Origin of the sequence: Pseudomonas sp. RG1 (assembly GCF_025910115.1) — a bacterium.
GTDB lineage: Bacteria > Pseudomonadota > Gammaproteobacteria > Pseudomonadales > Pseudomonadaceae > Aquipseudomonas > Aquipseudomonas atacamensis.
On the sequence record NZ_JAPCIK010000019.1, the window covers coordinates 151,362 to 173,868 of the forward strand.

General features: G+C 59.5%; 24 protein-coding genes and 1 pseudogene. 10 read left to right on the forward strand and 15 right to left on the reverse strand.

Going from position 1 to position 22,507, the window contains the following annotated elements:
* Positions 1-57: 57 nt before the first annotated feature.
* Complete coding sequence (locus OK411_RS12135; RefSeq protein WP_136493610.1) at positions 58-534, reverse strand: hemerythrin domain-containing protein; 477 nt, start codon at positions 532-534, stop codon at positions 58-60.
* An 80-nt stretch (positions 535-614) separates the two neighbouring features.
* On the opposite strand from OK411_RS12135, the gene OK411_RS12140 reads away from it, so the two are divergent.
* On the forward strand, positions 615-770 hold the full coding sequence (locus OK411_RS12140) for a hypothetical protein (protein ID WP_177434000.1): 156 nt from the start codon (positions 615-617) through the stop codon (positions 768-770).
* 19 nt (positions 771-789) lie between these two features.
* Here the strand turns inward: OK411_RS12140 and OK411_RS12145 are convergent, their stop codons facing one another.
* Entirely contained in the window at positions 790-1,005 is a 216-nt protein-coding gene (locus tag OK411_RS12145; RefSeq protein WP_016774306.1) for a PLD nuclease N-terminal domain-containing protein, read from the reverse strand.
* Positions 1,006-1,176: 171 nt separating this feature from the next.
* Here OK411_RS12145 and OK411_RS12150 point away from each other — a divergent pair, with 171 nt between their 5' ends.
* Together OK411_RS12150 and OK411_RS12155 are read left to right on the forward strand one after the other, a co-directional pair.
* Positions 1,177-2,304, forward strand: coding sequence for a saccharopine dehydrogenase family protein (locus tag OK411_RS12150; protein WP_264364965.1), 1,128 nt, complete (start codon positions 1,177-1,179; stop codon positions 2,302-2,304).
* Position 2,305: 1 nt separating this feature from the next.
* The gene (locus OK411_RS12155) at positions 2,306-2,803 is read left to right on the forward strand and encodes a DUF2269 family protein (protein WP_264364966.1); all 498 of its coding nucleotides are present in this window, start codon (positions 2,306-2,308) and stop codon (positions 2,801-2,803) included.
* Here OK411_RS12155 and OK411_RS12160 read toward each other — a convergent pair.
* Together OK411_RS12160 and OK411_RS12165 are read right to left on the reverse strand one after the other, a co-directional pair.
* Positions 2,786-3,238: a thiol-disulfide oxidoreductase DCC family protein gene (locus OK411_RS12160; protein WP_264364967.1), complete on the reverse strand. Its 453-nt coding sequence runs from the start codon at positions 3,236-3,238 to the stop codon at positions 2,786-2,788. The two genes, OK411_RS12155 and OK411_RS12160, sit on opposite strands and share 18 nt — an antisense overlap.
* 51 nt (positions 3,239-3,289) lie before the next feature.
* Complete coding sequence (locus tag OK411_RS12165) at positions 3,290-4,210, reverse strand: AraC family transcriptional regulator (RefSeq protein WP_264364968.1); 921 nt, start codon at positions 4,208-4,210, stop codon at positions 3,290-3,292.
* Positions 4,211-4,298: 88 nt separating this feature from the next.
* Here OK411_RS12165 and OK411_RS12170 point away from each other — a divergent pair, with 88 nt between their 5' ends.
* The gene (locus tag OK411_RS12170; protein WP_264364969.1) at positions 4,299-5,267 is read left to right on the forward strand and encodes an oxidoreductase; all 969 of its coding nucleotides are present in this window, start codon (positions 4,299-4,301) and stop codon (positions 5,265-5,267) included.
* Between the two features lie 225 nt (positions 5,268-5,492).
* Here OK411_RS12170 and OK411_RS12175 read toward each other — a convergent pair.
* Positions 5,493-5,648 (reverse strand): annotated as a pseudogene (locus OK411_RS12175) (GlxA family transcriptional regulator); the annotation flags it as partial.
* Between the two features lie 327 nt (positions 5,649-5,975).
* Here OK411_RS12175 and OK411_RS12185 point away from each other — a divergent pair.
* Positions 5,976-7,385 carry a DUF1254 domain-containing protein gene (locus OK411_RS12185; protein WP_264364970.1) on the forward strand — a complete coding sequence of 470 codons (1,410 nt, stop codon included), beginning with the start codon at positions 5,976-5,978 and terminating at the stop codon, positions 7,383-7,385.
* A gap of 26 nt (positions 7,386-7,411) precedes the next feature.
* Here OK411_RS12185 and OK411_RS12190 read toward each other — a convergent pair whose 3' ends face one another.
* Positions 7,412-8,287, reverse strand: a complete 876-nt coding sequence (locus tag OK411_RS12190; RefSeq protein WP_264364971.1) for a LysR family transcriptional regulator — start codon at positions 8,285-8,287, stop codon at positions 7,412-7,414.
* Between the two features lie 98 nt (positions 8,288-8,385).
* Here OK411_RS12190 and OK411_RS12195 point away from each other — a divergent pair, with 98 nt between their 5' ends.
* The 4 genes from OK411_RS12195 (at position 8,386) to OK411_RS12210 (ending at position 12,336) form a co-directional block, all read left to right on the forward strand.
* Positions 8,386-9,555 (forward strand): mandelate racemase/muconate lactonizing enzyme family protein, encoded by a 1,170-nt coding sequence (locus tag OK411_RS12195; RefSeq protein ID WP_024012582.1) that lies wholly within the window; start codon positions 8,386-8,388, stop codon positions 9,553-9,555.
* Positions 9,556-9,658: 103 nt separating this feature from the next.
* A complete protein-coding gene (gene dctA, locus OK411_RS12200) occupies positions 9,659-10,966 on the forward strand; it encodes a C4-dicarboxylate transporter DctA (protein WP_016774313.1) in 1,308 nt (435 codons plus the stop codon).
* A 141-nt stretch (positions 10,967-11,107) separates the two neighbouring features.
* Entirely contained in the window at positions 11,108-11,539 is a 432-nt protein-coding gene (locus tag OK411_RS12205; RefSeq protein ID WP_016774314.1) for a MarR family winged helix-turn-helix transcriptional regulator, read from the forward strand.
* A gap of 62 nt (positions 11,540-11,601) precedes the next feature.
* A complete protein-coding gene (locus OK411_RS12210) occupies positions 11,602-12,336 on the forward strand; it encodes an NADPH-dependent F420 reductase (protein ID WP_413694509.1) in 735 nt (244 codons plus the stop codon).
* On the opposite strand, the gene OK411_RS12215 is transcribed toward OK411_RS12210, so the two are convergent.
* From OK411_RS12215 to OK411_RS12245, 7 genes are all read right to left on the reverse strand, one after another.
* On the reverse strand, positions 12,337-12,762 hold the full coding sequence (locus OK411_RS12215) for a DUF1850 domain-containing protein (protein WP_264364972.1): 426 nt from the start codon (positions 12,760-12,762) through the stop codon (positions 12,337-12,339). It lies immediately after the preceding gene.
* The gene (locus OK411_RS12220) at positions 12,759-14,786 is read right to left on the reverse strand and encodes a TRAP transporter permease (RefSeq protein ID WP_024012585.1); all 2,028 of its coding nucleotides are present in this window, start codon (positions 14,784-14,786) and stop codon (positions 12,759-12,761) included. The genes OK411_RS12215 and OK411_RS12220 overlap by 4 nt, the downstream gene beginning before the upstream one ends.
* A 71-nt stretch (positions 14,787-14,857) precedes the next feature.
* Positions 14,858-15,808, reverse strand: coding sequence for a TAXI family TRAP transporter solute-binding subunit (locus OK411_RS12225; protein ID WP_024012586.1), 951 nt, complete (start codon positions 15,806-15,808; stop codon positions 14,858-14,860).
* Between the two features lie 83 nt (positions 15,809-15,891).
* On the reverse strand, positions 15,892-17,175 hold the full coding sequence (gene dctM / locus OK411_RS12230) for a C4-dicarboxylate TRAP transporter large permease protein DctM (protein ID WP_264364973.1): 1,284 nt from the start codon (positions 17,173-17,175) through the stop codon (positions 15,892-15,894).
* On the reverse strand, positions 17,172-17,804 hold the full coding sequence (locus OK411_RS12235) for a TRAP transporter small permease (RefSeq protein ID WP_110599141.1): 633 nt from the start codon (positions 17,802-17,804) through the stop codon (positions 17,172-17,174). Before OK411_RS12235 ends, dctM begins: the two co-directional genes overlap by 4 nt.
* A gap of 62 nt (positions 17,805-17,866) precedes the next feature.
* Positions 17,867-18,862, reverse strand: coding sequence for a C4-dicarboxylate TRAP substrate-binding protein DctP (gene dctP, locus OK411_RS12240; protein ID WP_073475082.1), 996 nt, complete (start codon positions 18,860-18,862; stop codon positions 17,867-17,869).
* A 273-nt stretch (positions 18,863-19,135) separates the two neighbouring features.
* Complete coding sequence (locus OK411_RS12245) at positions 19,136-19,393, reverse strand: DUF6555 family protein (protein ID WP_264364974.1); 258 nt, start codon at positions 19,391-19,393, stop codon at positions 19,136-19,138.
* Between the two features lie 446 nt (positions 19,394-19,839).
* Between OK411_RS12245 and OK411_RS12250 the strand changes: the two genes are divergently transcribed.
* Positions 19,840-20,058 carry a hypothetical protein gene (locus OK411_RS12250; RefSeq protein WP_125926101.1) on the forward strand — a complete coding sequence of 73 codons (219 nt, stop codon included), beginning with the start codon at positions 19,840-19,842 and terminating at the stop codon, positions 20,056-20,058.
* A 272-nt stretch (positions 20,059-20,330) separates the two neighbouring features.
* Here OK411_RS12250 and OK411_RS12255 read toward each other — a convergent pair whose 3' ends face one another.
* Positions 20,331-21,692, reverse strand: coding sequence for a purine-cytosine permease family protein (locus tag OK411_RS12255; protein ID WP_264364975.1), 1,362 nt, complete (start codon positions 21,690-21,692; stop codon positions 20,331-20,333).
* Between the two features lie 13 nt (positions 21,693-21,705).
* Positions 21,706-22,380, reverse strand: coding sequence for a cysteine hydrolase family protein (locus tag OK411_RS12260; RefSeq protein WP_024012592.1), 675 nt, complete (start codon positions 22,378-22,380; stop codon positions 21,706-21,708).
* Positions 22,381-22,507: the final 127 nt, after the last annotated feature.

The following is a 22,507-nucleotide window of genomic DNA, read 5'->3' on the forward strand; positions in this document are numbered from 1 at the left end:
GTTTGGGCGCACAAAAAAAGCCCGGCATCGCTGCCGGGCTTCGGTGTCTTCAGCACTTCAAGCGGCGATTTTGTTGGCCGCCATTTCCTTTTTGTGGCTCGCCTTCATCGCTTCCATCTGTGCGCCCAGTTCCTCGAGCTTCGCCTTGCCCAGAAGCTTCTGCGCTTTCGGGAACATTTCCTCTTCCTCCTCCTCGATGTGGTGCTCCAGCAGTTCCTTGACCACTTTGACCCGACCAGCAAATTCCGGGGTGCCTGGATCGGTTTCTTTCAGATCAGGCAGTACCAGTGAGTCCACGGTGCGGTGCTCTTCCTTGGCTTCGTAATACATGATGTCTTCTTCCTTGCTGCCGGCTTCCTTGAACGCAGGATAGAGAATCTCTTCTTCGAGGCGGGTGTGGATGGTGATTTCCATTTCCAGTTTGCCCAGCAACTCGACGCGTTTTTTCAGCGCGCGGTCGGTCGATTCACTCAGTTGGCTGAGGATGGCTTTGACTTTTTCATGGTCGGCTTTGAGAAGGTCGATGGCATTCATTTTTTGAGGCCTCTGCTTATCACGGATTGAACACAGCGTTCTTTTTTCGCGCTGCTGTGTATTCAGGAAGAGGCTATCGCATGACTCATGCCAACTCGCCGATCAAGCGCAACCCTTCTAAATCAAGGGCTGGCATCGAAGCAGGCACAATGCTTTCGTGCAGCCTGCAAGAAATCCGCGCGGCGGGCATTGCATATAACAAGCCCGGCAAAAGCCGGGCTGCGGGTGATGCTTGAGACGGGCCTGCGTCGTTGCTCAACGGCTGGCCTGGGAAGGCGAGCCGCGACCAATATGCTTGGGCCCCGCCAACGCCCAGGCGATCAGGCCGAACAGCGGCACGAACACGATCAGCACGATCCACACGCCTTTATTGCTCGATTTCCCCTCGCTTTTGCGCACCCGGTTGATGGCCCAAAGCTCGATCAGCACGAGAATGACCGCCAATACGATCCACACGGTTTCGATTTGCATAGGCTTAACTCCTGATGGTCTGTGCGTTAGGCGGCGAGAGGTGCGTTGGGTTCATTCTTTTTGCCTGGGACGAGCGGACGCGGTGATACCCGGTTGCAAAATAAATGTCTGGTCGCGGCTGCGCCCTATATCCTCTGCGCCACACGTTTAGGCTGGAACAGGGACAGGGCAATGGCATTCAGGGTGATGGTCGTCGGTGGTTACGGCAATTTCGGCAGTATCGTTTGTCGGCATCTGGCGCAGATGCCAGAGATTGAGCTGCTGCTGTCGGGCCGCGACGCGCGCAAGTTGCAACGCCAGGTCGCTGAGCTGCAAGCGCAGTCGGGCCGAGCTTGTGAAGGCTGGTGCGGTGATGCGATGGGCGCAGGTTTTCAAGCGGCGTTGCGAGAGTTGAATATTCAGTTGGTGGTGCACACCGGCGGGCCGTTTCAGGGGCAGTCCTACGCGGTTGCTGAGAGCTGCATCGGCGCCGGGGTCAATTACTGCGATCTGGCTGACTGCCGCACCTTCGTCAACGGCATTGCTGTGCTCGACGCCCGCGCCAGGGAGGCTGGTGTGGCGCTGCTCAGCGGTTGCAGTTCAGTGCCGACCTTGTCTTCGGCAATCATTGACCAGCAGCGCTCGCGTTTTGCGCGAATCGATTCGATCGAGCATGGCATTTCTTCCTCGGCAAAAATGCCGGGGCTGTCCACGGTCGAAGGCGTGCTCGCCTACGCAGGCAAACCGATCAAACAATTGAAAAACGGCCAGGTTCACGAAGTATTGGGCTGGCTCGACCTGACCCTGCGCAGCATGCCGCAACTGGGCACGCGGGTGCTGTCCAATGTCGATGTGCCGGACATGGATATTTTCGCTCGCCGCTATGGCGCACAGACGCTGCGCTTCAAGGCTGGCGCCGGCCTGAAGCTCGGCGGTGTCGCCAACGCCTTGCTGGCGCAAGCCTTGCGCTTCGGTCTGGTGCGCGATCATGTGCGCTGGGCGGCGCGCCTGCATCGACTGGGAACGAGGTTCGAACGCTTCGGTGATGGCAAGAGCGCGATGTACATCGATGTTCGCGGTGTCGACGTCGACGGCCAGCCGCTGAGCATGACCGCGCAACTCACAGCGCTGAATGACAAAGGCCCGGAAATCCCCAGCTGCGCCGCCGTCGCTCTCGCCAGCAAAATGGCCCGGGGTTACCTGCCGGTATCTGGCGCGCGCCCATGTGTCGGCGAAATCAGCGTTGAGGAATATCTGGCGGCGATCAACGATCCGGCCAATCTGAGCCTGTCGGTTCAGTTCGCCGAAGGGCAGCGTTGAGATGCTCTATCTCTGCCTGAAGTACCTGCACGTCATTGCGGCGATTTTCCTCTTTGGTTTCGGCATGGGCTCCTACCTCTACCTGATCGCCGCCAGCCGCAGCGGCAACCCGCAAGTGATCGCCCATGTCGCACGAATGGTGGTGCGCTTTGATACGTGGATCACCACGCCGGCCGGGTTTGTGCAGGTCATTACCGGCTACCTGCTGATGCGGCTCTCGGGGCTTTCGATGAGCACCGAATGGCTGCTGACTTCGCTGATCATTTTCTTCTGTGTCGGCGCGTTGTGGCTGCCGGTGCTGGTGTTGCAAAAGCGTTTGCAGAGCATGGCGCTGAGCGCGGGCGAAGGTAGCCTGCCTCTGGATGATCGCTACGCGAGCACGTACCGCTGGTGGTTCTGGATGGGCGTCGCCGGGTTCGCCGGAATGTTTGTCATCGTGCTGATGATGGTGACGAAGATGACGCCGCTTCAACTGATCGGGTCAGCCGTGGGCCTTTAGAAAACGGCTTTCGTGATCCGCAGTCGGCAGCAGACAAGTGTCGTACTTGCCGAACAGCCGATAGCGGTTCAGCGCGATGCGATCGTAAGCCCAGTCGCGCAGACGACGCGGGAAGATCCGCAGCAGTTTCAACGGCTGCCAGCGCATCGGCAGTTGCCCGATCACTTCCAGGAATGCATCTGATCGCTCCCAATAATTGCGGTCGCGGATCACCGCCATGGTGTCGAACTCGTCCAGCGGCAAACCGGCCCACGCCAGCAAGGCCTGGCCCTCGGGCGATTGCACCGCCGCCAGACGCACATGGCGCTGACGGTCATACCGAATCAGAAACCGCGCCCAGCCGTTGCACAGTTTGCACACGCCGTCGAACAGCACCACGGTTTCGCCGGGCTTGAGCAATGGCGCGGGGGTGGGGCGGGTTTTCATGGCAGGCATCGGCGGATGTCCTTGGCGGCGGTTGTCGCGATCATAACCTTGATCATCGGACTATAAGAGTGGATCGCGCCGGTATTGCCCCGGCGATATGCCGTGCACGCGGCGGAAGGCAGCGCCAAACGCCGCGTCGGACAGGTAGCCCAGTGACGCGGCGACAGTGGCCACATTGTCCCGACCATTGCGCAAGCGGAACGCGGCCACGCGCATCCGCCAGCGCGTGGTGTACTCGACCGGCGCTACACCCATGCAAGTTTTGAATAACACCGCGAAACCCGATCGCGACATGCAGGCCATCTCGGCCATTTGCGTCAGTCGCCAGGCCTTTTCCGGAGCAGCGTGAATGGCGCGCAAGACGCCGGCAATCGCCGGTTCCCGCAGTCCGCCCAGCCAGGCCAGTTGTTCGGCATCCGCGCTGTTGATGTGATGGCGCAGCGCATGGATGAAGATCAGCCGCAGCAGGTCGTTGCACATCGCCTGCGAGCCGGCCTGATGTGACGGCCACTCGCGGCCCAGTTCATCAAGCAGCCAACCGAACGACGAGGCGCCTGCGGTTTCGGCACGAATGATCAGCGAGGTCGGCAGCACGTCGAGCAGTTCAGTTGCGCCGGGTCCCGATAGCGACACGCTGCCGCCCAGCAACTCGACTTCCTCGCCGACACCGAACGTTGCCGAGGCGCCGTCATGGGCGAAAACATCCGCTGCGTTAATCGCTTCGACATCGGCGCCGCTGGCCAGAATAAACGGCGTGCGTGACACCACAAAACAGTCGCCGGCCTGCAACAGGCGCGCCGGCACGCCTTGCATGCGCAGCCAGCATTCGCCTCGTCGCACCACGTTGAATTTCAGTTCGATGGGTTGGAAACGCAGCGCCCAGACACCGCCCGCTTGCAAGCGAACCGAGCAGGCTGCGCGCAGTTCCGAGAGTGCCAATACGGCAGAGAGTGGGTCGCCAGCAGGATTTTGGATGATCACGACAGAAACCTGGATTTATCAGACTGGTTCGTCCCGAGAGCTTAGCCAAGAATGAAGGCCTTCGATAGCTCACTCAGGATTAAGGCTCATGGCTACGTTCCAACAACCTGTGCAATCATCGTTCAACGCCGCCAGCACAGCGGCTGAAGTCATGGCCGGCATCGATCTGCGCGGGCAACTCGCTGTGGTCACCGGCGGCTATTCCGGCCTCGGTCTGCTGACGGTAAAAAGCCTCGCGGCGGCAGGGGCGCAGGTCATTGTGCCGGCCAGAGATACGGAGCGGGCAGAGGTGGCATTGGCGGGTGTTGACGGTGTCCGCGTGATGCCCATGGACCTCATGCAGGCCGAGTCGGTGGCGGCGTTCAGCCACAGCGTGGTCAGCGCGGGTCAGCCAGTGTCATTGCTGATCAACTGCGCCGGAATCATGGCCGCGCCGTTGCTGCGCGATGCCGATGGCCATGAAAGCCAGTTCGCGACCAACCATCTCGGTCATTACCGCCTGACCTGCGGCCTCTGGCCCGCGCTGGTCAAGGCTGGACAGGCGCGGGTGCTGTCGGTGTCCTCGCGCGGGCATCAGATTGCCGGGGTGGACTTTGCCGACATCGATTTCCTGCAACGGCCGTATGATAAATGGGTCGCGTATGGTCAGTCGAAAACGGCCAATGCCTTGTTCGCCATGGCGCTCGATCGTCGCGGGCGCAGTCACGGCGTTCGCGCGTTTTCATTGCATCCAGGGCAGATTCTGACGGATCTGGCACGGCACTTGAGCACGGCGGAACTTGCCGCATTCGATGCGCTGGATGAGCAGGGCCGGCCACGGCTGGATGCGCACAATGGACTGAAAACTGTCGAGCAAGGCGCGGCGACGGGGTTGTGGTGCGCGACCAGTGCATTGCTTGCGGATTTGGGCGGCGTGTATTGCGAAGACTGCAATGTTGCGCCGATCAATGAACCGGAAGCAGGCCGCAAGGGTGTTGCGAAATGGGCGGCGGATGCTGCGCTGGCTGAGCGACTGTGGGCGGTTTCGGAGCTATGGACGGGGCTCACGGTGGCATGAATCGAGTCAAAGGCCAAAAGCCCCTCACCCTAGCCCTCTCCCGGAGGGAGAGGGGACTGACCGAGGTGTTTAGGAGAAATTCGCCGACCTGAAATACCGGGACGAACTCAGGTTTTGAACAGCACCCAAATCGGCGCCCTCTCCCTCGGGAGAGGTCTGGGCGGGCGGCGTTCCGATGAGGGGCTGCCGCGCCGCCGGAATCAAGTCGACCCCAAAAAGTGCTCGTCACGCCCGTGCACCGCCTTCGCGTTTCACCCAAAGACAAAACATCTTTCGATAATCCGAAGGCGACGTCCCCAAGTGCGCCGCAAACTGCTGCCGCAACGACAGCGGCGTGCCAAACCCGGCTTCCCCGGCAATGCATTCAACCGGCAAATTCGTGTCTCCAGCAACGCGAAGATCGTCGCCGTGCACATGGACGCGATCAACCACATGTCGTTGACCCGCGCTGAGCTGCGCAGCTATCTGCAAAAGCACGGCATCGAGAGCCGGGTGGACATCCCGGCGGACGGCGCTTCGCTGGAGTTTTGATCCGGCCCGGCCGCCTCTGAACGGGGCGGCTTTTCGATCCGGCCATCCAGCTGTCGCACACATGAATATTCCCGCGCATCAGTTTGACGGCTCCCGACTCTGTGCCTACGGTTCTTTCACGCCTCCAGTCAATCGGCCGGTTTTCGGCACGTCGATCTCCGTGAAAGGATTCTGATCATGTCCCCACCTCGCAAGCTGCTGTTTTGTGCCCTGCCACTCTGTGTTGCACTGGGCGGCGTGATGCCGGCGCAGGCCGCGGCACCGGATCTGCTGCTGAGCACGCCGGCGACACCCGACGCTGTCGAGAAAGGCATGCACGCCGATGGCTATAGCCTGGCGATTTCGGCTTACAACTGGGGTTATCCGCTGGTGCGCATGGAACGTGTAGCGCGCGAGTACACCCGCGTTCCGAGTCCCAAGCCCGCCACCAGTTATCGCGCCGGTCTTAATCAGATCGGCTGGGCCACAGCCTTGGCCTCACCGTCGGCCAAGGACATGCCCACCGCCAACAACGACACCTATTACATGAGCGCCGTGCTCGACCTGACCGAGCCCTACGTACTCAGCGTGCCTGATACGCAGGACCGTTATTACGTGGTCGATGTGTTCAACATGTGGCAGGAACTGGAGCACTACGTCGGGCGGCGCACTACGGGCACCCAGGCCGGCAAGTTTGTGCTGGTGCCGCCGGGCTGGACAGGCGAGTTGCCCAAGGATGCCAAGCGCCTTGACGTTTCGACCGGAAAAATCTGGTTATGGGGCCGCATGCAGGTCAAGCAGGGCGAAGACGTTGCACCGATTCTGGCTTTGCAGAAGCAGTTCAGTGTCGCGCCCCTCAGCGGCAAGGCACCGGCTGCCGAGACCCTGCCAGCATTACCGCAGACGGACGATTCGCTGGGCTTCTTCACGGAACTGGCAGCGGCATTGAAGGATAACCCGGTGAAGCCGGCCGACGCGGCGTTGTTCGCCCAGTTCGCCCGTATCGGTCTGACCGACAAAGGCTTCTCGCCGGAAAAACTCGATCCGGCCACGCGCAAAGGCCTGGAAGAAGGTTTGAAGGTCGCGCCGTATGTGGCAATTGCCTCGCTGGCCAGCACCTCGTCGATCCGCAACGGCTGGAACTGGGTGACCGGTCTCGACAGCTTCGGCTACAACTACCCATTGCGCGCGATGGTGGCGGGGCCTTATCTCGGCGGCCAGGGTGAACGCGAAGCGATGTACCCGATCCGCTTCACCGATAGCAAGAATCAGCCGCTCACAGGGGCTCATCGCTACGAAATCAAGCTGGCCTCAGCGCCGCCGGTCGACGCCTTCTGGTCGCTCACCATGTACGACGCCAACGACAAAATGCTCGTCGACAACCCGATCAACCGCTATAAGGTCGGCACCGACACCCAAGGCCTGAAGGTCGCCGCAGACGGCTCGATCACCATTCCGATCTCGCATGACAAGCCAACAGGCGAGCACGCGGCCAACTGGTTGCCGGCGCCCAAGGGCGGGTTTTATGTGCTGTTGCGCCTGTATCAGCCCAAGGAAGATGTGCTGTCCGATAAATGGAAGCTACCGCAGTTGAACCGGGTGGATTGAGCATCTGCCCGTTATCGCTAGCGGTGTCAGCCGCCCAGCTTCGCCCAGAATTCCTCGGCCGAAGGGCTGATCGGTGCCGTCGGGCGAGTCAGGTGTATTTCCAGGGGAATATCCCAACTTTCATCCAGTGCCCTGACCAGACGCCCGTCAGCCATTTCCTGTTCGGTCAGGCTTTTCGGCAGCCAGGCCACGCCTTTGCTTTCCAGCGCCATCGACATCAGCACTGCGGCCAAGTGGCTGCTGAACAATGGTTTCAGGTGCAGATAATCAGCCTTGCCATGCAGCCTGTGGGCGACGATTCGGCCCAGGCCGGATTCGTGGGTGTAGGCCAGATAGGGCAGGGTTTCAGGCGACGTGCCGAACTGGGCTGAAGCACTCGCCAGCGGCACAAGTACGTCCTCGCCGACCTTCTTGTCAATGAACTGATCAGGCGCCAGTAATGGCGGAACGTCGGGGTGGCGATGGCACAGCAGGAACTGCACCTGGCCATGAATCAGCATCTGTTCGCACACGGCCATGCTGTCGGAATGCAGGCGAACCGCATCGATCGGCGCGCCACTTTCGGCGCTGCGCAACCAGCGTGGGAAGAAGGTGAATGACAGCGAATGAGTGGCGGCGAACTGCAAGGTTTTCGCCGCCATGCCAGCCACTTCCTGGGCCTCGGAGCGCATGCGGTAAAGGCGTCTGGCCGCTTCCTGGGCGCTGGGCAAAATCTGCCTGCCGGCCTCGGTCAACGTCGCGCCTTGCGGGGTGCGCACGAACAACTCGACACCCATCCAGGTCTCCAGCGAGCGCACTCGGCGACTGAACGCCGGCTGCGTCACATGGCGCGCTTCGGCGGCCCGGACAAAGCTGCCGTACTCGGCCAGTGCTGAAAAATCCTCAAGCCAAACCAGTTCCAAGGGCAATGCCTCCTGTGCATAGGGCGCGGCATTAATAGCATTGGGCGGGTGTCGTCGCAACGCATAACGTTGGGTCACCACAACAAGAGGAACCCGTCATGCGTATCGTCGATATCCGTGAAAAAACCGTCTCCATTGCTTCCCCGATCGCCAATGCCTACATCGATTTTTCGAAGATGACCTGCTCGGTCGTCGCGGTCATTACCGACGTGATTCGCGACGGCAAACCGGTCATCGGTTACGGCTTCAACTCCAACGGTCGCTACGGCCAGGGCGCGTTGATGCGCGATCGCTTTCTGGCGCGGATCACCGAGGCCGACCCGGAAACCCTGATTGATCACGAGAACAATAACCTCGATCCGTTCGCCATCTGGAAAACCCTGATGACCAACGAAAAACCGGGCGGGCATGGCGAGCGTTCAGTAGCGGTCGGCACCATCGACATGGCGGTGTGGGATGCGGTGGCGAAGATCGAAGGCAAGCCGCTGTATCGCCTGCTTGCCGATCGTTATCGCAACGGCGTTGCCGATGACAAAGTGTGGGTGTATGCGGCGGGTGGCTATTACTACCCGGGCAAGGACCAGAGCAAGCTCAAGGCGGAAATGCAGAGCTATCTGGATCGTGGCTACGACGTGGTCAAGATGAAGATCGGCGCAGTGCCGCTGGACGAAGATATCCGCCGCATCGAAGCGGTGCTCGAAGTGGTGGGCGACGGCCAGCGCCTGGCGGTCGACGCCAACGGCCGCTTCGATCTGCAAACCGGTATCGCCTACGCCGAGGCGATCAAGAAGTACAACCTGTTCTGGTACGAAGAAGTCGGCGACCCGCTGGATTATGCGCTCCAGGCCGAGCTGGCCAATCACTACGAACTGCCGATGGCCACCGGCGAAAACCTGTTCTCTCACCAGGATGCCCGCAACCTGTTGCGCCACGGCGGCATGCGCCCTGACCGCGACTACCTGCAATTCGACTGCGCGCTGTCCTACGGTCTCGTCGAGTACATGCGCACGCTGAAAGTGATGGAAGAGCTGGGTTGGTCTTCGCGCCGCGTGGTGCCGCATGGTGGTCACCAGATGTCGTTGAACATCGCCGCCGGTCTGCACTTGGGCGGCAACGAATCGTACCCGGACGTGTTCCAGCCATTCGGCGGGTTTGCCGATGGCATTCGCGTGGAAAACGGCTACGTCGGGCTGCCGGATATCCCGGGTGTCGGCTTCGAAGCCAAATCTGCGCTGTATGCCGTCATGCGCGAACTGGGCGAGGGCTGATTCGGTTTCACCTGCGGCCTCGTTTTGCCGAGGCCGCAGCTTCAGGCGTCATCCTCGACGCCAAAGCCACATGCCCACCACAACAATAAAATGAGGTGCTTCCGTGGAAACTTCAAAATCACGCTGGTACAGCCAGCTCTATGTGCAAGTGCTGATCGGCATCGTCATCGGCGCTGCCATCGGATACTTCGTGCCCGACATCGGCGCCAAGCTGCAGCCGTTTGCCGACGGTTTCATCAAGCTGATCAAGATGCTCCTGGCGCCGATCATTTTCGGCACGGTGGTGGTCGGTATCGCCAAGATGGGCAGCATCAAGGAGGTCGGACGGATCGGTGTGAAAGCGCTGATCTACTTCGAGATTCTTTCCACCATCGCTCTGGTGGTCGGCCTGATCGTAGTCAACGTGGTCAAGCCCGGTGCCGGCATGAACATCAACGCCGGAACCCTCGATGGCAGCGCTGTCAACAAATACAGCCAGGCGGCGAGCGAGCAGGGCGGTCTGGTCGAGTTCTTCCTCAATATCATTCCGCATACCTTCCTCGGCGCTTTCTCCAATGGCGTCATGCTGCAAGTGATTCTGTTGTCGGTGCTGATGGGCGTCGCCTTGGTGCAAATGGGCGAAACCAGCAAACCGCTGATCAACACCATCGATCTGTTCCTGCAAGGTCTGTTCAAAATCGTCGCGATGGTCATGCGTCTGGCGCCGTTGGGCGCGGGGGCTGGCATGGCGTTCACTATCGGTAAATACGGCATCGGCACTCTGCTGTCGCTGGGGCAGTTGCTGGTCGCGCTGTACATCACCACGCTGATTTTCATCGTCGTTGTTTTGGGGGCGGTGGCGCGATGGTCGGGCATGCCGCTGATGCAGTTTCTGCGTTATTTCAAAGATGAAATCCTGATCACCCTGGGCACCTGTTCGACCGAAGCGGTGCTGCCGCGAATGATGGTCAAACTGGAAAAGCTCGGCTGCAAGAAATCCGTGGTCGGCATGGTCCTGCCGACGGGCTACACCTTCAACGCGGACGGCACCTGCATTTACCTGACCATGGCGGCGATCTTCATCGCCCAGGCGACCAACACGCCGCTGACCTTCATGGATCAGATGATTCTGCTCGGCGTGTTCCTGCTGACGTCCAAGGGCTCGGCCGGCGTGGCGGGGGCAGGGTTCGTGACTCTGGCGGCCACGCTCACCACCATTCACTCCATTCCTCTGGTAGGCCTGGTGTTGCTGTTGGGCATCGACCGCTTCCTCAACGAGGCGCGAGCGGTGACCAACCTGATCGGCAACGGCATCGGCACCATTGCCATTGCCAAGTGGGACAACTCCTTCGATGTCGAAGCGTGCGAGCGGGAAATCGCTGCCATGAAGCACGCCAAGGCTGCACGCAAGGCGCTGCTGGCGCACAAGTAAACCAAGCGTGGCGATCAGCACCTCTGTTGGCGATCCGGATCGCTGACAGAGGTGCTGATCGACACCGCACGGGCTGCCTGGGTTGACACTCCTTTCGTACTCATGAAACATATAGTGCACTATATAATAGCGAACTATGAAATGAGCTCGAACCGAAATCACGTGGGAACGCAGCTGTCGTTTGCACTCTACGCCGCTGCCAACCGTGTCGTGCGTTTGCACAAGCCGTATCTGGAACCACTGGGCTTAACCTTTCCGCAGTATCTGGTGATCCTGCAGCTTCTGGATGGCGCGCCATTGTCTGTGGGCGAACTCGGCACTTACCTGGCCATGGACGCGGGAACCATCACACCGCTACTCAAACGTCTGGAAGGCGCCGGATTGGTCACGCGCAAGCGCGATCCGGCAGACGAGCGCCGCGTGCTGATCGACCTGACGCCCGAAAGCCGGGCCATGGAAGACGACATCAGAGCCATCACCGGCAAGATCAAGACGGCCTGCCAGCTTGATGAGCAGGGGATTGAGGCGCTTCGTCTGACGCTGGATGCGCTTGCCCATCCGGCGGCTGACTGAGCCCACCAGTCCAAAAGCGCGCTCAACCGGGCGATAACACACGTAACAGAGAGGGTTTTGAAATGAACATCGGAATTATCGGCGCCGGCCACATCGGCGCAACACTGGCGCGCAAGCTGGCTGCGTGCGGTCATAAGATCAAACTGGCCAACTCGAAAGACCCGCAAAGCATTCAGGCACTCGCTGAAGAAGTCGGTGCCAAGGCTGTCACCAAAGAGCAGGCTGTGTCCGATGTCGATGTGATCATCCTGTCGATTCCCTTCGCCCGATACCCTGATTTGAAGCAGACGCTGAGCCAGGTTCCCGAGCAAGTCGTGGTCATCGATACCTCCAATTACTATCCGCAGCGTGACGGGGCGATCAAGGAAGTGGACGAGGGCAAGCCTGAAAGCGTCTGGGTCAGCGAGCAGATCGGCCGCCCGCTGATCAAAGCGTGGAATGCCGTACTCGCCGCTACGCTGGCCGATCAAGGTCAACCTGCCGAATCCGCAACTCGCATCGCCTTGCCAGTCGCCGGCGATGATGTGCGTGCTGAGGCGATCGCAAAGGATCTGGTCGAAGAAACCGGATTCACCGCGCTCGCTGCGGGCAGCCTTCAGGAGTCATGGCGTCAACAACCCGGGACCCCGGCTTACTGCACCGAACTGACCTTGCCGGAACTGAAGCAGGCGCTCGAAGCTGCGGACAAGGCCCGCGCGCCGCTGAACCGCGATGCATTGATGGCCCGATTCATGGCGCCCGGCACTGAGTTCACCCGCGAGCAGATGGTTGCGATCAATCGGGAAATGACCGCTTGATCAGAAATGAGCGGCTTGGCGTTCATGCGATGGCGATAGCGTGGTCATCTCACACCCCCACAACTGCAAAAACGGCGCGCTGACAGTGGCCGGCCCAACCCATCGGCTGACCAATTCGCACTTGCCATCCATGCATAACTGGTAATCACCGGCCTCCGGGGTTCGGCCTAATTGCAGTGGTTGCAGCGGCGGCAAGTGGCGTCGGAAATGCCAACTGCCGTTCTCCAGCCGGGCATCGTCGGGTATCTCCATGCCCGCGCCGTTGCCGCGAACCCTGGCCTGCTCAAGAACCAGACCTTGGGCCGTGACGCGGTAGTCTTCCTCCCAACGGATTTTTTCGATGCTGTGGTTCCATGCCAGAGTGAAGTTCGCTACCGGCAACTGTGCCCAAATGCTGCCGGCCAGACCCAGGCACAAGCCGATCATGCATTGGCCGCGGCGGCGCGCCGCGAGCGCCAGACGTGTTGCACGATTACCAGAATCCCGAGTGCGAAGCCGATTTCATCGGTCACCGGCAGTGCCACGATCAGCAGAGCGCCCGCACCGAGACTGAGCACCCGTTCCCAGATCAGCATTTTCTGTTGCAGAAAACCGGTCGACGCCATGCCCCAGAGACCAACCGCCAGAAGAGTCTTGATCAGCATGTAGGCAGTTGCCCACAAGTTGTCGCCTTGCAGCATCAGCGCCGGGTTGTAGACCGCCATGAACGGGATGACAAAACCGGCCAGCGCAATGCGCACGGCCCACAGGCTGATCTTGAAGCCGCTTTCCTTGGCGATCGGTGCGGCGGCAAAACAGGCGAGGGCGACCGGCGGGGTCAGGTCGGCGAGGATGCCAAAGTAGAACACGAACATGTGCGACACGATCAGTGGCACGCCCAGCTCCAGCAGGGCGGGCGCGGCGATCGAGCTGGTGATGATGTAGTTGGGAATGGTCGGAATGCCCATCCCCAGCACCAGGCAGGTGATCATCGTCAGGATCAGCGACAGCAGCAGGTTGTCGCGGCCGATGGCGAGAATGTAGCCAGCGAACGTCGAAGCGACGCCAGTGAGCGAAACGATGCCGATAATGACGCCGACCAGTGCGCAGGCGATGCCTACCGGTACCGCGTGGCGGGCGCCCTCGACCAGCGCGTGCAGGCAGATCAGCAGCGTTTCGCGACCTCCCTTGATGAAAGCGCAGACCAGCACCAGGACGGCAATGACCGCGAAAATCACCGCGATGCCGAGCTGGAAAAAACCTGTGCAGAGCACGCCGAGTGCAATCCAGAACGCACAGCGCAGGCCAAAGCTGTGCACCCGGAAAATGATCGCCGAGCCAAGAATCACGATGGCAGTCAATGCCAGGCCGACCATGCCCGAGAACAGCGGTGTGCGCCCGGAAAACAGCAGGTAAACCAGGACCAGCAGAGGAATCAGCAAATACCAGCGGGCTTTCACCGCGCCCCAAGCGCTGGGGCATTGGTCTTTGGGCAAGCCCTTGAGGTTGGAGCGCTTGGCTTCCAGATGGACCATCCAGAATACCGAACCGAAATACAGCAGGGCCGGAATCAGCGCCGCTTTGGCGATTTCGACGAAGGGCACATTGATGGTTTCAGCCATGATGAAGGCGACCGCGCCCATCACCGGAGGCATGATCTGGCTGCCCATGCTGGAGGTGGCTTCCACGCCGCCGGCGAACGCGGCGCGATAGCCAAAGCGCTTCATCAGCGGAATGGTGAATTGCCCGGTGGTCACGACGTTGGCAATCCCGGAGCCGGTGATCGTCCCCATCAAGGCCGACGAGGCCACGGCCACTTTCGCCGGGCCTCCCAGCTTGTGACCGAACAAGCCCATGGCGAAGTCGGTAAACAGCTTGATCATGCCGGCTTGCTCAAGAAACGCGCCAAACAGGATGAACAGGAAGATGTAGGTTGCCGACACATAGGTTGGCGTGCCGTACAGCCCTTCGGTGCCGAACGACAGCTGATTGATGATCTGGTCGAAACCGTAGCCGCGATGGGCCAGTTCGCCGGGCAGGTATTCCCCGAACAGGCCGTACGCCAGGAACAGCCCGCAAATCACCGGCAGCGCGATGCCCATGACCCGTCGCGCGGCTTCGAATACCAGAGCAATCAACACGATGCCGATAGCCAGATCGGCCGACGTCAGATCACCGGAGCGCTGGATCAGATCGGCCTCGAACACCCATTGATACAGCGCAGTAGCGATGGCGGCCAGGCTCAGCAGCCACGCCAGCGGTTGCCACGGACGGTCTGTGCCGCGTGCGGGATAACTGAGAAACACCACCCACAGCAGGAAGCCGACGTGCACCGCACGCAGCACCTGGCTGGAGAGAGGAGAAAAGGCTGCGGTGACGATCTGGAAAATCGAGAACAGCAACGCTACGTAAAACAGGGTTTTCGGCCAGTCCCGTGGGTTCGCGGAAATACCGTGATGCTCGTCACTCATTGCCTGCCTTCCTCATCACCACGCAAGGGAATCGACGCTGCAGTGGCCGTTACGCCACTGCGCACAAGCGCTTATAAGGCGCCTTTTTCCTTGTAGTAGCGCTCGGCCCCGGGGTGCAGCGCGATCGGCAGGTTTTTCGCAGCCGCTTCCAGCTTGATGTCCTTGGCCGCCGAATGGGAGTTACCCAAGCGCCCCAGGTTGTCGAACAGCAGGCGGGTCATGTCATAGACGACGTCATCGGGCAGGTCGGCGCGGGTCACCAGAATATTGGTGATTGCCACGGTGGGCACGGCTTCGGCCTGTCCGTCGTAGGTGTTGGCCGGGATCATTGCGCTCTGGTAGGCCGGATTGCCGATTTTTGCCACCACTTCACTCGGGATCGCCACGTAGTTCAGCGGCATCACCGACGACAGGTCGCGAATGGCGGCCATGCCCAGTCCCGACGATTGCAGGGTGGCATCCAGTTGCCGGTTCTTGATCAATTCCACCGATTCGGCGAACGGCAGATATTGCACCTTGCCCATGTCCTCGTAGGTCAGGCCGGCCGCCTTGAATATCGCCCGCGCATTCAATTCAGTCCCGGATTTTGGGGCGCCGACCGAGATGGTCTTGCCCTTGAGATCAGCGAGGGTTTTGATCCCCGACTCTTTGCTGGCGACGATTTGAATGTAATTGGGATAGGCACCGCCCAAGGCGCGCAATTTGGTCAGTGGCGCTTTGAAACCGGCGTCCTCCACGCCGTTTTTGGCGTCGGCCACTGAGTCGCCCAAAGCCAGGGCCAATTCGCCGCGACCGGCCTGTAGCAGGTTGAGGTTTTCTACCGACGCTTTGGTGGCCTGCACCGATGTCTTCGAGCCGGCAATACCGTCGCTGTAGATTTGCGACAGACCGACCCCGATCGGGTAGTAAACCCCACTGGTTCCGCCGGTGAGGATATTGATGAACACGGGCGCGGCCTGCGCGGCACTGCTAAGGGTCAGCGTGGCGGCGGCCAGCAGGGCAAAGCGTGTTTTGACTCGCATGGGGGCACTTCTCCGTCTTGTTATGGTTTTAAGCAGAGTGATTGCACTCTAGCCGGTCCCGGCTGAACGTGATCGTCACGACGTCAGTTCATCCCCAGCCAGTTCGGCAGCACCAGTGAGATCCATGGCACGTAAGTAATCAGGATCAGGAACAGCAGCAGAATCGACAACCAGGGCATCGCGGCTTTGACTGTGGCGGGCAAGGACATGCCGGTCACCGCCGAGGTCACGAACAGGTTCAGGCCCACCGGTGGCGTGATCAGGCCGATCTCAAGGTTGACCACCATGATGATGCCGAGGTGAATCGGATCGATGCCCAGTTTCATCGCGATAGGAAAAAGGATGGGCGCCAGGATCAGGATGATCGCTGACGGTTCCATGAACGCGCCGGCAATCAACAGCACAATGTTGACCACCAGCAGGAACGTCACCGGCGTCAGCCCGGCTTCGATCACCCAGGCAGTGATTTGTTGAGGTAACTGTTCGGTGGTCAGCACGTGGGCGAACAGCATGGCGTTGGCAATGATGAACATCAGCATGATGCTCAGCTTGGCCGAGTCGAGCAGAACCTTGGGGGTCTCGCGAAAGGTCAGATCCTTGTAGACGAACAAAGCGATGAAGGCCGAATAGACGGCTGCCACTGCGGCAGCTTCGGTCGGGGTGAACATGCCCGAATAGATGCCGCCGAGGATGATCACCATCAGCAACAGGCCCCATATTGCCTGGCGTGCCGTACTCAGAAACTCGCGAAGCGTCGCACGCGGCAAGGCGGGAAGATTTTTCTTCACCGCGACGATGTAGATCGCCACCATCAATGCGGTGCCCAGCAGCAGGCCAGGCACCACGCCGGCCATGAACAGCTTGCCCACGGAGGTTTCTGTAGCGGCGGCGTAAACCACCATCACAATCGACGGCGGGATCAGGATGCCCAGCGTACCGGCGTTGCAGATGATCCCTGCGCCGAAGGCCTGCGGGTAGCCGGAGCGGACCATCCCGGCAATCGCAATCGAGCCCACCGCAGCGACCGTGGCGGGACTTGAACCGGAGAGGGCGGCGAACAGCATGCAGGCCAGCACCGCCGCGATGGCCAGGCCGCCGCGAATATGCCCGACACAGGCGTTGGCGAAGTCGATCAGCCGGCGGGCGACGCCGCCGGTGGTCATGAAGGCCCCGGCCAGCAGGAAAAACGGAATGGCCAGCAGCGTGTAGTGTTCCGAGGTCTCGAACAGTTTGATCGCCAGCGAACGCACCGAGTCGGGACTGAAGAAAATGATCGTCAGGGAGCCGGCCAGCCCCAGTGAGATGGCGATCGGCACGCCGATGAACATCAAGGCGAACAGGGCCACGAACAGGAAGGCAATGGTCATGGCTTGTCTTCCTCGTGTTCGGCAAGTTTCAGCGCGTCGGCCGCTTCATCGGCCAGCCCGAGGCCGGTCTGACGGTTGAGCAGGATGCGCAGGAGAATTTCAGCGAAGCGGATGAACACCAGCGCGAAGCCCAGCGGCACGATCAACCCGATATGCCACTGCATGACGCCGAAATGGCCGAGATCCTCGGCACCGATACCGGCGTTCATCAAGGTTTCAATCCATTCGAAGCTGGCGACGGCGAGCAGCCCCGCGTAGGCCAGACAGCACAGGCAGGCGAGGATGCCGATGTAGCGCTGTACCGATCTGCGCGCCAGTTTGACCAGTGCGTCGACACCGATATGCCCGGCGGTGCGCACGCCATAGGCCAGGCCGAAAAAAATCAGCCAGCCGAACAGCGCTTTGGTCAGGGCGGTGCTCCAGGTCATGGCCTGCGCCATGCCCATGATCTGATCGCCAACGGCGAACAGCGGAACACTGGCCGCCGGCCAATGATCGGCGAGCCAGTAAAACAGACTGTAGAAATTGTTGAGGATCACGTAGACAAACGTGACGAGGGTCATGGCCGCCAGAAGGAAGACGATGAAGCCTTCCTCGAAGTGTTCCCAGATTCGCCGAAGCGCTTTCATGGATGGCATCTCACGTCGAGTGAAGACGGGCAGGCGCCGACGCAGCGGCGCCTGCCTTGGGATTATTGCGCCTGGTTTGCGGCTTCGGCGGCAGAGATCAGCTCAGCGCCGATTTCGCCTTCGAACTTCTTCCACACCGGTTTCATCGCATCGCGCCATTGCCCACGTTCTTCTGGCGTAAGCGTGATGATTTCCGTGGTTTTGGCGGCAAGGATGCGCTGCTTGTCACCCTCGTTCAGTTGCTGGGCTTCCTTGTTCACGTGGGTGGTGACTTCCACGACGATCTTGTCCAGTTCGCTGCGCACGTCGGGCGGCAGGCCGTTCCAGAACTTGGTGTTGGTGATCAGCATGTAGTCCAGTACACCGTGATTGGATTCGGTGATGTACTTCTGCACTTCATGCATCTTCTGGCTGTAGATGTTCGAGTAAGGATTCTCCGCCCCGTTGACCACACCGGTCTGCAGGCCTTGATATACCTCGGCAAAACTCATCTTGCGCGGATTGGCGCGCACCGCCTTGAACTGCTCCTCCAGCACCGCCGAGGCCTGCACGCGGAACTTCAGGCCGCGCGCATCAGCCGGTACACGCAGTGGCTTGTTGGCCGACAGTTGTTTCATGCCGTTGTGCCAATAAGCCAGGCCGGTGATGTTTTTGCTTTCCATGGATTTGAGCAGGCCCTGACCCTGCGGGCTCAGTTGAAAGCGGTCGACAGCGTTGATGTCATTGAAGAGAAAGGGCAGGTCGAACAGCTGCACGGTCTTGGTGTACTGCTCGAACTTGGCCAGCGACGGCGCAATCATCTGCACATCGCCGAGCAACAGGGCTTCCATTTCCTTGCCGTCACCAAAGAGCGAGGAGTTGGGATACACCTCGACTTTGACCTTGCCCGGCAAGCGTTCTTCGACCAGTTTCTTGAACAGCAACGCACCTTGCCCCTTGGGCGTCTGGTCAGCGACCACATGCGAGAACTTGATGATCACCGGGTCTGCCGCCATGGCCGGGTTCATGCTGCTTACCGCCAAAGCGCAGGCAAGTGCGCTGAACAGAGATCTGAGCATCTGGGTGATTCCTCTTGTTTTTATTGTGATGACCGCTCGACGCGCTGAACGCGTTGAAGTGCCGAGACATGTTCAAGTCTAGGCAGAAATATCTGATTTGCCGGGGAATTGACCAGAAAACCGCAAAACAGTGGCGAGTGAACTGAGTACGTGGTTCCGTCAGGGCCGTGAACGGTATGGGGATTACCCGGCAATGAGTGGTGTTTGAATTTCAAGTGCCCGCTGCTGAAGGTGAACCGGGCAGATAGGCCTCGGGTTGGCGGCGCGGGATTCTCATATCGCCAGGTCCTCGTCCCAACACACGGCCTTTGATTCGTGCCATTGCACGGCGGTGACGCCGAATCGCTCGGCCATCGGTTTCGAGAAGCGCTTCAATGGAGGCCGGCCTGGCTTGGGAATTGGCGTCAACCCGGCATCACAACTCGCCCACTGCCAGGCTTCTGCGTTGTTCATCAATTTGGCGCGGATAATGAAGGATTTGGGCACACCGTGAAGTCGGTACTTGATCATGTACAAATCTGTCTGGCTCATGAGGCTCTCCTGTTACTCATGAAAGAGGGATATTCCTCGCGCCAGGAAATTCACAGTTTTTTCTAACATCTCGACATGCGTCCGCACCGGTTGAAAAATCACTTATACAAGCATGCGCTTGCGGTATAACAACGCTCCTTATGTGATTGCGAAAGTTTGATCAGCGTAACTAAGCGAAACGGCAAAATATATCGACGCTTGCCCGGTGTGATGGCATTTGAATGTCATTTTATGTTGACGAGGATTATCGCTGCGTTTAACTAGCGCGTAATCTGTAGATCGCTGCCGATACTTTCAAGTTAGTACGTTGGTGCAGTTAGTCCAGTGGAAGATTTTAGTTAGCAAGCTTCGCAAGCGAGGCGATAAACGAACTATTTCCTGTACAGATTCAGCGAAGCTCATGTAATGGTTAATGACCCGTTTGTGCCTTGACAGGAAGAAGGGCCATGGAAAACGACGAGCTGCGTCATGCTTGTACAAAATGCAATAGGCTGTACAAAACCTCGCCGCAAGCGGAGCGTTGCAAGGCAAGCGCCGGCCATGCCGGGCTTTGTGAGAAGTGTCTCAAAAACGAGCAGGAGCGGGTGATCAATGAGCGCCTGGCCTTGTGCGTCGCGAAGATGTTGGACATTGATCGTCAGTTCAAGCCATCAGCGAAACGCTGATGTTCGCTTCAGCTCGCAAACGAGGCGGCTGATGAAATTCGGCAAGACTCAACGATTACCGCTGCGCTTGTACAACTGCAGAGAGTTGGGTTGGGCCGTTGATCATGTCCCTGACAATAAATCACTGCCAGTAATTGTTTTGACTTACGTATAAATCGAATCGTCCAGTTTCCCGGATGTTACACAAACTTGCACAGGAAGTAAGAGGCCCGTGAATACGGGCCTCAGTACTGTTCCGATAAAAGAGCACAAACGCTCTCAGCCTGCGAACATCAAACTTGCGATGCCTTGATCAACAGCGGACCGCGCCGGCGCATGAGGGCGTAGTAAGCGCACGCAGGGCACAGCAAGCCAACGACCCACGCCAGGTCTACGCCTTGCAGGCTGGTGGCAACAGGCCCGACGTACATGGAGGTGTTCATGAACGGAATTTCCAGAGCAATGGTGCAAAGGAATACTGCGATTGCTGTCCAGTTCACCCGACCGTAGATGCCTGCCGGATCGAAGATGTCGGCAATCCGGTAAACGCCTTTGCGCAGCGCGTAATAGTCGACAAGATTGATCGCCGTCCAGGGGATCAGAAAGTAGCTCATGAAAAAAATGAAATTCAGGAAGAACTGCAGAAAGTCGTCCTGCGCCAATGTGCATAAACCGGTTGCGATCGTGCAGATGATCAGCAGGAATCCCGCACGTACAGACGGGGTGATTTTGAGCGCAGAGAAAGGCTCGATCATCGTGATCGTCGACATGAAAGCGCCATACAGGTTGAACACATTGATGGCGATCTGGCCGTATAGCACGAATGCCACCATCAGCAGCGTGCCTCCTCCGAGCAGGCCTATAAGATGCAGCCCGACGTTATCGGAGAACCCCACCATGCCCTTGGCCAGTACGGCGCCTAACAACATCATCCAGCTTCCGCCGATCACGGTACCGGCATAGCTGTACCAGAACACTTGGCGGGTGGATGTGTCGCTCGGCAAATACCGAGAGTAGTCCGCCACGTAAGGTGCGTAGGACAGTTGCCAAGTGACCGCGATGCTGACGGAGGCGAGGAAGCTGACCAGATTGAAACCCTGCGCGGTCCATTGGCCGGCCTCTATCGGCAGCGCGAGGGCGAGCAGGGTGGCGATGCCGAACACGGCAATCGAAATCAGCGAAAGCAGCTTCTGCACGCGATGAATCAGTTGGTAGCCGAACAGCGCGACCAGGAAGCATGCCGCGCCCAGCAGAGCGATGTTGCCAGCGGTGCTCAACGGGCTCAGGTCGCTCACCGCCTGAGCAGCCAACAGCGTGTTGCTGACGAAAAAGCCCAAGTAGATAAGCATGACGAACAGCAGCGGGACGATAGCGCCGAAAACCCCGAATTGTGCCCGGCTCTGGATCATCTGCGGAATACCCAGTCTCGGTCCCTGCGCGGAGTGCGAAGCCATGAAGATTGCACCAATCAGCGAACCGATAAGGATCGATAGCGCACTCCAGAAAAGATTGAGTCCCAGGCTGATGGGCAACACGCCAGCCGCTACCGTGGTGATGTTGGCGTTGGCACCAAACCAGACGAAGAACAAGGAACGGGGCCGACCGTGACGCTCGCTCTCAGGGATAAAGTCGATGCTGCGTTTTTCAACTTTCATGTCTGTTCTCCGTTCAGCAGGCGTCGACGAGGCGGCGTTGAAAGCGCGCTACGACTTGTGGGAATTCATCTGGCTGGAAGGCGAGGTGATCGGGTTCGGCGGTTCGAAGCGATGTTGCCGGCTCGTTGTTCCAGCGTCTCGACAACTGCTCGGTGGTGAAGAGCTCCAGCCCGTACAGCCAGTTGGAAAGGATGAACAGTGCCGAGTAATGCGCTCCCTCTGTAGTCGCACTACAGGCGTCAGCGACAAGGCTGATCTGGAAGTCGTGCTGATAGGCGTCGAACAGACTGCTCATGACACACACATCCGTCAGCACGCCGATGACCACCAGGTGCTTGATGCCTCGGCGGTTGAGCATCTGAGCCAAACGGGTGCCGTGGAAGGCGCTGTAGCGGCGTTTATCGATGACGACGTCAGCGTCTCGAGGCGCCAGAGCGTCAATGATCTCGATCGCAGATGTGCCGGCGCGGTAAGTCGTTGGCCTGCCTTGGTCGTCTACCGGTTCGCCCAGCGCCAGATCGCGGCCCGGAGCGTCGTTGACATGGCGGGTATAGAAAATCGGGATGTGCAACTGGCGAGCGCGATCGATCAGGGATGCGGCGTTATCGACCACTTGATCGAAGCGTTCGAGCGGGAAGCCATCTTCCTTTTGCATATCGATCACAAGCAAGGCGGTGTTTTGGTTCATCAGGTTTGTTCCGGATGCAGAGCGTCGGGCGAGCCGGAGGGACTCACCAGAAAACTCGGTAATGACGGTGCGCAGCGATCCGCCAAGGCGGAAACTGCGAGAGATCGAGAGAGACTCTCGTGGGGAG